This is a genomic window from Bradyrhizobium sp. UFLA05-89 (assembly GCF_059803475.1).
In genome coordinates this window covers 65,619-78,538 of sequence record NZ_JBANBA010000023.1, presented here as the reverse complement: position 1 = coordinate 78,538, position 12,920 = coordinate 65,619, and the positions used below count along the sequence as shown (strand labels likewise).

Annotated in this window: 12 protein-coding genes; 2 read left to right on the top strand and 10 right to left on the bottom strand. The window is 60.2% G+C overall.

Annotated features, from left to right (window positions below):
- Positions 1-43: 43 nt before the first annotated feature.
- The 4 genes from SO139_RS15005 to SO139_RS14990 form a co-directional block, all read right to left on the bottom strand.
- Entirely contained in the window at positions 44-547 is a 504-nt protein-coding gene (locus tag SO139_RS15005; RefSeq protein WP_449379905.1) for a hypothetical protein, read from the bottom strand.
- Positions 548-679: 132 nt separating this feature from the next.
- A complete protein-coding gene (locus SO139_RS15000) occupies positions 680-2,212 on the bottom strand; it encodes an AMP-binding protein (RefSeq protein ID WP_449379904.1) in 1,533 nt (510 codons plus the stop codon).
- A gap of 56 nt (positions 2,213-2,268) precedes the next feature.
- Entirely contained in the window at positions 2,269-3,390 is a 1,122-nt protein-coding gene (locus SO139_RS14995; RefSeq protein ID WP_449379903.1) for a DUF5938 domain-containing protein, read from the bottom strand.
- Between the two features lie 132 nt (positions 3,391-3,522).
- A complete protein-coding gene (locus tag SO139_RS14990) occupies positions 3,523-4,326 on the bottom strand; it encodes an SDR family NAD(P)-dependent oxidoreductase (RefSeq protein WP_449379902.1) in 804 nt (267 codons plus the stop codon).
- 324 nt (positions 4,327-4,650) lie between these two features.
- On the opposite strand from SO139_RS14990, the gene SO139_RS14985 reads away from it, so the two are divergent.
- Entirely contained in the window at positions 4,651-5,289 is a 639-nt protein-coding gene (locus tag SO139_RS14985; protein WP_449379901.1) for a TetR/AcrR family transcriptional regulator, read from the top strand.
- A gap of 128 nt (positions 5,290-5,417) precedes the next feature.
- Here SO139_RS14985 and SO139_RS14980 read toward each other — a convergent pair whose 3' ends face one another.
- The 5 genes from SO139_RS14980 to iolG form a co-directional block, all read right to left on the bottom strand.
- A complete protein-coding gene (locus tag SO139_RS14980) occupies positions 5,418-6,422 on the bottom strand; it encodes a substrate-binding domain-containing protein (protein WP_449379900.1) in 1,005 nt (334 codons plus the stop codon).
- Between the two features lie 55 nt (positions 6,423-6,477).
- Positions 6,478-7,581: an ABC transporter permease gene (locus SO139_RS14975; protein WP_449379899.1), complete on the bottom strand. Its 1,104-nt coding sequence runs from the start codon at positions 7,579-7,581 to the stop codon at positions 6,478-6,480.
- Entirely contained in the window at positions 7,571-8,356 is a 786-nt protein-coding gene (locus SO139_RS14970) for an ATP-binding cassette domain-containing protein (protein ID WP_449379898.1), read from the bottom strand. The genes SO139_RS14975 and SO139_RS14970 overlap by 11 nt, the downstream gene beginning before the upstream one ends.
- 205 nt (positions 8,357-8,561) lie before the next feature.
- Positions 8,562-9,371 carry an SDR family oxidoreductase gene (locus tag SO139_RS14965; protein WP_449379897.1) on the bottom strand — a complete coding sequence of 270 codons (810 nt, stop codon included), beginning with the start codon at positions 9,369-9,371 and terminating at the stop codon, positions 8,562-8,564.
- Positions 9,372-9,489: 118 nt separating this feature from the next.
- Positions 9,490-10,497 carry an inositol 2-dehydrogenase gene (iolG, locus tag SO139_RS14960; protein WP_449384417.1) on the bottom strand — a complete coding sequence of 336 codons (1,008 nt, stop codon included), beginning with the start codon at positions 10,495-10,497 and terminating at the stop codon, positions 9,490-9,492.
- Positions 10,498-10,780: 283 nt separating this feature from the next.
- On the opposite strand from iolG, the gene SO139_RS14955 reads away from it, so the two are divergent.
- Positions 10,781-11,653, top strand: coding sequence for a MurR/RpiR family transcriptional regulator (locus SO139_RS14955; RefSeq protein ID WP_449384416.1), 873 nt, complete (start codon positions 10,781-10,783; stop codon positions 11,651-11,653).
- 162 nt (positions 11,654-11,815) lie between these two features.
- On the opposite strand, the gene SO139_RS14950 is transcribed toward SO139_RS14955, so the two are convergent.
- Positions 11,816-12,886: a Gfo/Idh/MocA family protein gene (locus SO139_RS14950; RefSeq protein ID WP_449384415.1), complete on the bottom strand. Its 1,071-nt coding sequence runs from the start codon at positions 12,884-12,886 to the stop codon at positions 11,816-11,818.
- Positions 12,887-12,920: the final 34 nt, after the last annotated feature.

Here is a 12,920-nt window from a genome sequence, read left to right as displayed (position 1 = left end):
TCGATGCCATCTCTTGCAGAGGTTCCCTCAGCTTTGTCCGACCTTACGAACCGAATCCTGCATGACGATCTTTGGAGGACTCGTTCAGAAGGCCAGCAAGCCGGAGCCCCTCCAAAATGCCGTCCAGGCGCTGCTCCCGGATCAACGCAGCAAGCATTGAAACGGCGCCTCTCTGATTGACGGTGAAGTGAACGGCAGGCGATCGATCAGAAAGGAGATCCAAGAGAGTCGGCGCATCCGCTAGGTGATGGCGCAACGTGGAAACCGTGTCCTCTGCAAGGTAGCCAGCCAGATCTCCACTCGATGGCGGATCAAAATCGAAATCGGCTTTCGCGCGTTCATTGATCGATTGTCGTATCAGCCCACTTTGTCGCTTTGCCGCCATCGAGAGCATAAACACCGCATCGGCGAGCTTCTCCCGCGGCACGTTTCTCAATTGAGCGATGCCCGCCTGGATGTCCTTGCCGGAACGATCGTCCCGGTCGGTTGGTTGCAGCACAGGCTGCGCATCACGCGCGCGCGAGCTTTTCTTCCGCCTTCGAAACATTGTCGTGCTCTCCGGCGACGATATATCCCGGAGAAACAGTCAAATGGAAGCACGAAATTGCACACCACCAAATTCGTGGCACCAAAAGCGCGGGTTTACATGCAAGTGTCGGCACGTTTGAGTGAGCGCAGCTCACCCCGGGCCTTGCAGCAGCCTGGCGCGCACATCGGCCTTCAACACCTTGCCAACCTTGGAACGTGGCAGGTCGCTCCAGACCTCGATCTGCTTCGGCGTCTTGACGCTGCCGATGCGAGCCTTGACGAAGGCGGTAACGGCGGCAGCATCGACGCTTTGGCCAGGTCTCGGCTGAACTACCGCAACCACGCGCTCGCCCCACTTGGAATCGGGTAGACCTACGACGGCACAGTCCTGGATACTCTCGATCGCCCGCAGCGCGTTTTCGACCTCGACGGAATAGACGTTGAAGCCGCCGGTGATTATCATGTCCTTGGCGCGATCGACAATATAGAGGAAGTTGTCGGCATCGAGGTAGCCGACGTCGCCAGTGTGATGCCAGCCATGGAGCGAGGCTTCCGCGGTGGCCTCGGGGTTCTTGTAGTACCCGCCCATCACCAGCGAACCCCGCACCACGATCTCGCCGCGTTGCCCGCTCGGCAGGAGATTGCCGTCGCCATCCATGATGCCGACCTGGACGAGCGGGCTCACACGGCCCGCGGACGACAGCCGCTCGGTGGCGATCGAACCGTCGGCCTTGAAATGCTCATCCGGCGCCATGGTCGAGATCATCATCGGTGCTTCGGTCTGCCCGAACAGCTGCGCCATCGGCCCGATGCGCTGCAGCGCTTCCGCCAGCCGTGAGGCCGAGATCGGCGCCGCGCCGTACCAGAAGCACTGCAGCGAGCCAAGTTCCGCGCTGTCGAGCTGCGGATGATCGAGCAGCATGTATATCACCGTCGGCGGCAAAAACGTGTGCGTGACGCGATGGCTCTCGATCAGGGCGAGGAATTCGCCAATATCGGGGTGATGCATGATGACGATCCGCCCGCCGAGCGCCATCACGGGAAAGCACAACACACCCGCGGCATGCGTCAACGGCGCCAGGGCGAGGTAGGTCGGACGCCCCTTGAACGGATAGCTCATCAATGTGAGCGCCGTCATCGTCTCGATGTTCCGCCCCGACAACATCACTCCCTTGGGCTTGCCGGTGGTGCCGCCGGTGCCCGGCAACATGACGAGGTCGTCGACCGGGGCGCGCTGAAAATATCCGGCGTCATCGGACAGCCAGGCCTCGAACGATTGGGCGAACGGCAATACAGCGTCGAGGCACACTATCACCCGCAGCTTCGGCAGATTGGGGCGGATCTTCTCCACCATCCCGGCGAAACTGGAATGAAACAACAGTAGGCTGCAGTCGAAGTCGTCGAGGATGAGCTTGTTCTCCGCCGCCTCGTTGCGCGGATTGACTGGACACCAGACCGCGCCCGCGCGCGAAATGCCGAACACGCACGCAAACGCGACCGGATCGTTGCCCGACAGGATCGCGACCTTGTCGCCGGCGGCGATACCGGCGCGCACAAGGCCGCGGGCGATCCGGTAACTCAACCGCTGCACGTCTGCGTAGCTCAGGTCGCGACCGTCCATGGTCAGGCATGGCGCGTCCGCGCCCAGCGAGGCACCCTTGTCGAGATAGTCGATCAGCCGCATGGCCGCCTCCGCGCGAACGAGAGGCCGGCGCGGACAAGGCCGCGCCGGCCGGACCATCAATTATGGATAGTCAGGATCGGGTTCATCACCAGGCCGAAGCTACGCAGCTGGCCGAGCAATTCGCGATGTCCGAACGCCTGGCAACCCGACGCGAAGCCGACCTTTTTCGGCGGAGTCTGCAGCAGTGAGAACGCCGCATAGGCCTGCAACATTCCGGTCTGCTTGTAGTTGCAGTTGCCGTGGATAACACAGTGTGCGCGGCCAAGCGGGCCAGAGGCGTACACGGAGTCGATTGAGGTGTTGATGCGTGGATTCTCTCGGGGCGGCATGGCCGCCTGAATGGTCGCGGCGATGTCTGCGAGAGCCCTCTCCTGCTGATCGGGCGGCAGCGGTTTGATTTTCTCTTTGACCATTTGGGTGGTCTGAACCACCCCCTCCATGACGGGGCGCGCGAGCACGCCGCCGAGCACGCGGCAGTTCGAGACGCGCGGATCGTTCTTGAACCAAACGGGATGCGCGGTACCGCCCCACGGCACCGCAATGGCGGTTTCGTGCTGACCCGGCACCACGACGTCGGCCCGAGCGGTGACATCCCATTCGACAAACTTGTTTTGTTCGAGATAGTACCAGTTCGCCTTCAGGATCGTGAAGATCGTCTGGGTTGAGGCGTAGGTCGGGAGGCCCTTCCAGAACACGAGGATGTCCAGCGTGTCGAGGCCGGGGTGTTCGAGACAGATGTTGGCGGCGATTTCGCCGGTCGTATACATCTGCGCGATGTTCGGTGCGAGCAGCAGGTTTCTTGCCGCGAATTTATCGCCCCAGGTCTCCTGACACTTCAGTACCCAGTCCTGTTCGCCGGTCGTGTCGCTGTAGTGGCAGCCTGCATTGAGGCAGGCCTCGACGACTTCATTGCCGTATTTGATGAACGGGCCGACCATGTTGCTCACCACCTTCGCGCCCCTGAACAGCTTGGTCAGCGCTTCGACGTTGTGCTCGACGCCGACGACTTCGTAGTCGGCGGTCTCGATGCCGGGGATCTTCTCGACCACTGCCTTGACCTTTGCGGCATCGCGGCCGGCGGCGATGAAGGGAATGTTGTATTCCCGCAGATATTCGCAGACCAGCCGGCCGGTGTAGCCGGACACGCCATAGACGACGACGGGGCGCTTCTCACTCATGTTGAATCCTCCAGATGATTTTGAGTTTTGATTTGGATCGCAGTTCAGCCGGCCGCGACCTGGCCAAGCATCTTCGTACCGAAGGGCGATTGCGCCTCCCCGGCGACGTCGGTCAGGACGAAGCGAGCGGCACTACATGCCCATGCCGCCGTCGACCGGCAGCCCGGCTCCCGTGATGAAGCGGGCCTCGTTGGAGCAGAGGAACACAGCCGCGTCAGCGATATCGCCGACCTCCGCGAGCCGGCCGAGCGGGGTCTGCTCGACGACTGACGCGACGGCGGCATTGGGATCCGGCGCGAGCCCGACCTTCACGATGTCGCCGGCGAGCTTCATGCCCATGTCGGTCGCCACCAGGCCCGGATAGAGGCAGTTGACTCTGACGCCGTAGCCAAGCTTGCCGGCCTCCATGGCCGCGACCCGCGTCATGCGATCGACTGCAGACTTGGTCCCCGAGTACCCGGCGATGGCCGGAAACGCGATGGTGGCTGCGACGGAGGCAATGTTGACGATCGCGCCGCCTGCCCCGGCTGCGCCGCCGGGACGCATCGCGCGGAACGCGTGCTTCATACCGAGCCCGACCCCGACGATGTTCACGTCGCACATGCGGCGCAGATCTTCGGCCCGTACATCGATGACAAGCGACGTGATCTCGATCCCGGCATTGTTGATGAGGATGTCGTAGCCGCCGAGCGCGGAAACGGTCGTTGCCACCGCCCTTTCCCATTGCTGATCGTCGGTGACGTCGAGCTTCACAAATCCAGTCTTCGCACCCGATTTCGCGATCGTCCCAGCAGTGTCCTTGCCGACATCCTCGAGGATATCGGCGATCATGATGGCCGCGCCCGCATTTGCCAGGCCTTGTGCAATCGCCGCGCCGATCCCCCGCGCGCCTCCGGTCACCAGGGCCTTTTTGCCAGCAAGTGTCTTCCCACTCATGACGTCTCCTCCGTTGCTTATTTTGATTCAGGGCGGCGATCGCGGGCTTTCTCGGTGCGACGCTCTCACGCGCGTCGGCTCGCGGGCAGTAGCAGACGATCAACGAGACGGGCTTCCGCTCGATTATCCTCCACCAAGTCGCTTTTTGCTTTTCTTGACGATCGTCAAAAATAATTTTTACAAGTGTGCAGTTATTCCTTTACACTTGTCAAGGCGTGGCTTGACGATTGTCAAAATTCTTGATGCAGGTAAACTGACCATGTTGGACGGAGGCGAGTCATCTTCGCCTCCCCGACTGCAGAGCAGGACGAGGACCGGACGTCGATGGCGCAGCAGGTGGCGAGTGCAAGGAAGCGCGTTTTGGACGCGACCGAGGCGCTCAAGGAGGAGAAGTTCAATGCGCGCCGGCTCGAACTCGCCGAAGCCGCGCTCGAGACGCTGGGCGAACTCGGCTACGCACGTACCTCCTTGCGTGAAATCGCGCAGAATTCAGCGTTTACGCATGGGGTCTTTCATTACTACTTCCGTGACAAGACCGATCTGATCTGCTGCTGCGTCAGCCACTACAAGGCCAAGTGCGTGACCCGCTACGATCAGGTCACCGCCAGTGCGCAAACTCGCGAGGAGCTCATGGAGGGCTTCCTTGCCAAGCTCGCCGAAACCCTCCGCAAGGAGGCGCGCATGCACCGCCTCTGGTACGATCTACGTGCCCAGGCTCTATTCGAGGACGCCTTCCGCAAGGACGTCGTCGAAATCGACAAGAGCCTCGAAAACATGATCTGGCGGATCGCCTCGCGGTATGCGGAACTCGGCGGCAAGCGTCCAGCGGTCTCTGCCGGTGTGCTCTATGCGCTGTTCGACGGGCTGTTTCAGAATGCCCTGCTAAAGTATCTGTCGAACGACGACAGCGCTGTTCCCGAATTGCTGGAAGAGGTTCGGCGACTACTTCCAACCATTTGCTGAACGGCTCGCGTTGTTCGAGAGCTCGCCAAGAATGGTCAGAAGATCAGGTACGGCCAAACGGCTCGCGGCCGCATCGTTGTGAAAGGGCAGCGGGCTAGGCTCTCTGGCCCGCTGCCGTCACGCACGAACTACTTGGCGATGCAGGTATCGACGGTCTTGGCTGTGCAGACGTCGAGGCCGGTATAGGTCGGATCTTTAGGCGGAGCCTTGCCTTCCTTGACGTCCTTCAGCGCGAACATGGTCTTGTACCCCATCTCGAACGGACGCTGTCCGACCTGGCCGAGCGACAGGCCCTCCTTCATCTGGTCGATCTGAACCGGCAGCGTGTCAGCGACCACCAAAGCCAAGTCCTTGTTGGCGATCTTGGCCTTGAAGGGCGCGACCGCGGCGCGGTTAGCGTCCGGCACGAATTGCGGGAAGCCGCCCGTCGGCGTGAACGCGTCCAGGCTCGGGTTCTTTGCCATGGTGTCCTGGAATTGCTGCACGGACAGCGGGAAATCGTCGTTGGTATAGAGCGGACACCCGTCGATCTCCTTCCAGCCATTCTGTCCGGTCAATCGTTCTCCGGGCGATTGGGCAGACTCCTTGCCGGCCAGCGTGTCACGGATGCCCTTCATGCGCTCGTTGTGATTGGCTGCTGCCGCGCCGCCGGACTGGATGCAGATCGTGCCGCCTTTCGGCTTGATGGTCTGCACGATCTTGGCGATGTTGACGCCGATCTCATAGTTATGGGTGCCGATATAGGCAAGGCGCAGGTCCTTGTTCTCGGGTAGCAGATCCGAGTCCCATGTCAGCACAGGAATGCCAGCACTCTTGGCGGCCTGCAGCGCAACCGCCATCGCAGCCGCGTTGGACGGGGACACGGCAATGCCGTCCACCTTCTTTGCGACGAGGTCCTGCACGATCTGCACCTGCTCCTCGCCGCCGCCATGCTCGCCGGGGCCGATATACATGCATTGGAAGGCACCCTTGGACTCGGTTTCCGCCTTCTTGCAGCCGTCCCGCGCCTGATCGAAGAACGGATTGTTCATGTTCTTGGGAACGAGCGCAAAGGTAAACTTCTGCTGCGCGTAGGCCTGTCCTCCCATGAGCGCAGAAAACGCCACGGCGGCCATCAATAGATGTTTATGCACGTTTCTCCTCCCTCTTTGTTGATTCCAAGTCTCCGACCTTATTACCATCGGATTTCTAACTACGCTTCCAGGCAACCCACTCGCGGATCGTAGCAACAAGCGACGTTCCGCTCGTCTGCATGCCGAGAAGCACGGCAATGACGATGAACATGCCAACGAAAGCGCCCTGCCAGTTCGAGTCGATGCCGGCCATCAGAAGCGCGTTGCGGATCACCTCGAGGAAGGCCGAGCCTATCACGGCACCGAATGCAGTTCCGTAGCCACCCATCAGGTTGGCACCGCCAATGACGGTGCCGGCGATGACTCGAAGCTCGTAGCCAGTCCCCATCGCGTTAATAGCCGAACCGCTGTAACCGAGGAGCAGCAACGAGGCGATCGAGGCCGTGAAAGACGAAAACACGTACGCCTGGAATTTGATCCAGTCGACTGACACGCCGGTCAGGCGCGCAGCGCTCTCGTTGGAGCCGATCGCATAGAGATGACGGGCCCACGCGGTAAAGACGAAGACGGCGCCGAGGATCAGAGCAAGGATCACCATCACCCAAAAATGCGAAGAAAGTTCTGGCATCCAGTGTGGGGCCCAGCCGGCCGGCGCATGCAGGGGCCATTTCGCCTGGCCAATTGCCCTGACGATCGGCGCGTCCGGACCGAACTTGTACAGCATCTGGTTGCCGGAAAGCACCACGGCAAGCGAGCGCGCGATCGACAGCATACCGAGCGTCACGACGAAGGACGGCATGCCAACATAGGCCACGAAGAAGCCGTTGAAGGCTCCGCAGGCTAGTCCCGCCAAAAGCCCCGCCGCGAAGGCGACGTACCAGGAATACTGCCAGGTCAGCAGCAGTCCGCTGACAATGGCAACGAGCCCCATTACCGAGCCGACTGACAGATCAATCCCTCCCGTGATGATGACCACAGTCATGCCGAGGCTCATGATCGCAAGCGGAGCGAAGTTGCGCGTGATGTTCGTCACGTTGTCCGCGGTGCCGAAGGTCGGCTCCAACCAGGTCATGAAGACCACCAGAGCAAAGAGCGCAGCCGCCACCCAGAATGCCTGACTGGTCATAAAGCGGTGGAGGGCGCCCTGCTCGCGGATGTTGACGATATCGCTGATTGCGGCGTGTGTTTCTTCTATCGCTTTGGCAGAACTAGGCTTCACGGATCGCCCCCGTAATCAGGCCGGTGATCTGCTCGGGCGAGGTCGTCGCGGTTTCCTTGTCGGCCACCTTCGAGCCACGCCGGAGCACAATGATACGATCGCAGACAGTAAACACGTCGGGCATGCGGTGACTGATCAGCATCACCGATACTCCGCGAGATTTCAGCCGACGGATCAGTTCAAGCACCTCGGCAACCTGTCGCACGGAAATGGCCGCTGTCGGCTCATCCATCAGGACGAGCTTGGCATTGGACAACCGCGCCCGGGCTATCGCAACAGCCTGCCGCTGCCCTCCCGACATCTTCTTCACGAGATCGCGGGGCCGCGTTTCCGATTTGAGCTCGTCAAAGAGTTCGCCAGCACGCCTGATCATGGACTGCTTGTCGAGGATGCGGAGCGGCCAGAACCCTTTCTTGATTTCGCGTCCGAGGAAAACGTTCTCCGTGGCCGTCAGATTGTCGGCTAGCGCGAGCTCCTGATAGACAACCTCAATACCTTCCGCCCGGGCCTCGATCGGCCTGTGAAAATGGCATGCCTTGCCGTCAACGACAATGGCGCCCTCCGTAGGCGGGAAGTTTCCGGCAATGAGTTTCACCATGGTCGATTTGCCGGCGCCGTTGTCGCCCATCAGGCCGACCACCTCCCCTGCATCGACCGAAAAGCTGACGTCGTGCAGTGCCCGAATGGCACCGAAGCTCTTCGAGATGCTTCGCACATCAAGTAAAGCCACGCGTTCCCTCCATCGTGCGGTGGCAGCTCTATCCGGCCGCTTCACCTCCCCGATCTACGCAATTAATATTGCACAAGCAGCAATCTCGCAACGTCTATTTCATGTGGTGGACGGCGCCCTCGCATGGACAATCATTACGGCTCGACCCGAAAGCGTGGAAATCGGAGGTGTGAGAGACGACGTCCTGCTTGCTCCACGCGACGCCGTAGCCGCGCCCGCCCCTTACGGGGACAAGCCATGGCGGAATTGCTCAAAGCGGCGCTTCCGGGTGCGGTGATGTATCGTAGGCGCCCCAGATACTTTGATCGAAGTTGATCGTGGCTCCCGTCATCATTCCCGACTCATCGCAGGACAGGAACGCAACGGCCCGCGCAACCTCGATGGGATCGAGCAATCGGCCGAAGGGCTGTCGCCCGGCGACCTCCTCGAGCCACTCCGCAGAGCGGCCATGGTAGACCTGCTGCGTGTTGAATTCGCCTTCCGAGGCCATCCAGCCAATATTGAGACCATTCACGCGGATGCGGTTGCGGAGCAGCGCATGGGCCGTATTTCGCGTCAGCGTGTCGAGCGCGCCTTTCGATGCGCAATAAGCGGCAATGAAGGATTGGCCACCCATCGCCGACATTGAAGAGACGTTGACGATCGTGCCCTGCACTTTGTCGCGGCGCATGAGCTTGATCGTGTGCTGCATCAAGAAAAAGGGTGCACGCGTGTTGACGGCGAAGATCTTGTCAAACAGTTCGGGGCTTGTATCGACGATCGTGCCGCGGCTTGTGTCACCAGCGGCGTTCACCAGGACGTCGACGCGCCCGAACACCCTGTCGGCCTCAGCCACGACTTTGGCGCAGTCCTCGATCTTTGTGAGGTCAGCGCGCACAAATACGACTTCTGCGCCGGTGGCTGCGGCAATCGCATCGGCCTTTGCCTGTCCCTTCGTCTCGTCGCGCCCGCACGTTACGATGCCCTTGGCGCCGCGCTCGGTGAAGAGTTTAGCGATGGCCGCACCGAGCCCCTGCGTGCCGCCCGTGACAATTGCGATCTTTCCATGCATCGAAGTCATGCAAGCTCTCCAACAATCGGTGCGGACGCTCTCAGCCTATCTGTTTCGCCCTGAAACGCGACCTTGCGTAGTTTGACCCTAGTGCGGCTCGACGCCCGCAAGCACGTCCCGTTCAATGTCATGCGATATCGCGGACCTCGACCTTCTTGCCAGTCCTGGCAGATTCGATGGCAGCCTCCGCGAGCATGAGCGCGCGGTAACCGTCGTCGAAAGTCGCCTGGGTCGGCCGACCATCGCGAATGGCGGCAATGAATGCGGCGATCTCGGCTTCGTAGGCCTCTGCGTAGCGCTCGATAAAGAAGTTGAGGTAGGGCTCGGCCGCATCAGTCGTGGTCGCGCTGTAACACTTCAGCTCGTGCGCCTTCTTATTGTCGGAGATGACCATCCCCTCGCTGCCAAACAGCTCGATCCGCTGATCATAGCCGAAGGTCGCGCGTCGAGAGTTGTTGATATGGCACAGCTTTCCATCAGCAGTGCGCATGACCACCATGATGGAGTCGAAGTCGCCAAAATCAGATCCAATGGTGGGATCAACAAGCGTGCTGCCGGTTGCGAACACCTCGGTCGGTTCATCGTTCAACATGAAGCGCGCCACATCAAAATCATGGATCGTCATATCACGGAAGATACCGCCCGAGACGGCGGTGTAACTTCGCGGCGGCAGCCCTGGATCGCGCGACGTGATGACGACCTGCTCAAGCTTACCGATTTTGCCCGTAGCGCAGGCGTCGCGCGCGGCACGGTGCCCGGGATCAAAGCGGCGATTGAAGCCAATCTGAATTGGTACGTTGCAGTGTTCAATCGCCTCGCGGCACGCTCGCACCCGATCGAGACTGAGATCGATCGGCTTCTCACACAAAATCGCCTTGTCGGCCTTTGCCACCAGCTCGATCAAATCGGCATGGGTGGCAGTCGATGTCGCAATGAGAACCGCGTCGGCCTTACCAATCGCATCTTCCACGCTTACGGATACCCCGCAGCCATGCACTCTGGCGACCGCTTCGGCGGCAGCTGTGTTCGGATCGAATACCGTCTCCAGGCGCGCTCCATCCGCCTTCGCAAGATTCCGGGCATGCAAGACACCAATGCGCCCGCACCCGAGCAATGCGAATTTGATCGCCACCATTTCCTCCCATCCCACGCACGTTCGATTTGCTTGCAAGAGTTATTGCAAATATGCAAAAGTGTCAATAATTGTTCGCTGGCGGCGATTCCGCTCCGCCGCCAGGGATGGTGATGCGAGAGCGCGTAAGAGGTCTTTAGCCCGTTCGTCGAGCGGCCAGGCTGTATTGCTGGATCTTGACCTACACAGATGCCTTGCGCTGCGGACTTTAGGGAGGAAGACCTTCCGAACGAGCGCGCAGATGTCGGCATCTGCGCACGATAAAGCCAATTGTGAGAGCACATTCATGCAGGACGTGAAGACACCGGAAGATTATGAGGAATTGATCCGTGTCATCCACGATCGCCACGATGGCATGAGCAAGTCCTATCAAAAGATAGCCGTTTATCTGACCCAGAACCCGAATGATGTCGCGGTCCTGTCGGTAAACGCCATTGCCGATCGCTGCGGCATCCACGCTTCAAGCTTCGTACGCTTCGCCCAGTCGCTTGGCTATGAAGGCTTCAAGGAGCTTCAGGCGTTATTTCAACGGCGCTTGTCGACCGCCGCCCCCGGTTTCGAAGCGCGCATCAAAGCTCTGGAAATCGAGTTGGGCGCCCGCGCCGATCGTAGCGAAGTTGGCTTCCTGCGGGACCTGGTCGTGCGTGATATTGCCTCCCTTCAGGACATGCTCGCGGACATTTCCCCAAAAGCGCTCTCGGAAGCGGTAAACCTCCTTGAAAGAGCCGACTCGGTATTTCTGATCGGCCAACTGCGTGCCGCGCCCGTAGTTGAATTCCTTCGCTACATATTGACCATGCTGGGCAAACGCTGCGTATTGCTCGACGCGAGCGGCGGACTCGCGACCCACATAGCGCGCACGATCCGCAAGAAAGACGTGCTCCTGGCGGTGTCGTTCCGATTCTACGCAAACGAGGTCGTCAACGTCGTGGAGGAAGCCGGGCGCGATCGAATTCCCATCATCGCGATATCGGACAGCACGCTGTCTCCGCTGGCAAAGAGCGCCCGCGTTCTGTTCGCGGTTCCGGAGCATGAATACACGTTTTCGCGTTCACTTGCCGCTCCTATGTGCCTTGCCCAGGCTTTGACGATAGCGCTGGCAGCGCGACTACAGAAGAACGACGTCAATCCGCGGATTCCAACGGTTACTGGTCAGTAGAACAACTCGAACTGGCTTACGCTTTGGTCAATTGCACGAACGTCGTACGACGACCTCGGGCGACGTAGCTCGAACCGATTAGTTCTTGGCACCGCGCGGTGGATCGGCCCGACACCCTTTCCAGCCTCGCTTCCGGCGATGCGCCGTATAGGCAGTAGCGCGTCAGAAAACCAGCCGTCGATCGGTTACAGGGGTAACTCGCACCATGTCGGGCGTTGGATGGCGAGCACGTGGACGGGATGTGATGGTTTGCGGTTGTCCGGTCAGGGCGGCCGTTTCAATTGCGAGCAGTGCGCGCAAGTCCGCCAACCCCTCCTCGCCATCAGCCTCGGGAGGCGTTCCGGCCTTGATGCAATCTGAAAAATATTCGACCTGCGCGCCAAAATGGTCGATTTGCGGAAACTGGGTTTCACGGACCTCACCGTCGCGGCACAGGCGTAGTCTTGTTGCAGTCTCGAACCTGAAGCCAGGATCGAGTTCGAGATCGCCCAACGTTCCAATCACCCTATAAGCGTCGACGGCGGCCGCTCCGAAGCTGGCGACGAATTGCGCCAAACCGCCCGACGGAAAACGCAGCAAGGCCGCGACCGACGCTTCCACCTCGCGAAAACGGGGGTCATCGTTTGGTCGATGCACCATTGCCATGGCCTCGATTGGCTCTTCGGCAAAGATATGACGAGCTGCATTGACGCAATAGACACCGATGTCCTGGAGCGGTCCACCCCAACTCGCAGCTTTGAGTCTGTGGTTCCCTGCCGCAGCCTGGAAACTGAAAACCGATTGAAAGAAGAGCGGTCGACCGATCGCGTCGTTACGGATGTGTTCGAGGGCCGCGACAGTTCCGGGTTCGTTGTGAAGCCTGTACGCGGTCATCAGAAACACGCCGGCTTCGCGTGCTGCAGCGATCATGGCGAGAGCATCTTGTTCGCTCGTTGCTAGCGGCTTCTCGACCAGGACGTGCTTGCCGGCTCGAGCCGCGCGAATAGCGTAATCCGCATGCAAGTGGTTGGGCAGAGCAATATACACCGCGTCGACGTCAGAGCCTCTCAAAAGGGCATCGTATCCGTCATAGTCGACGATCTGGCCAACACCATAGAAATCTGCCAAACGGGCGGCCTTGTCCCGATCGCCGGTCACGATCGCGGTAACCCTTGAGTTTTTGGACTGTCCGACACCCGGTAAAAAAGCTTGTTGCGAGATCCAGCCCGCGCCTACAACTGCATACTTGATCATCACATTTCCCCTCCAGAGTTCACGCTGGTTCGCG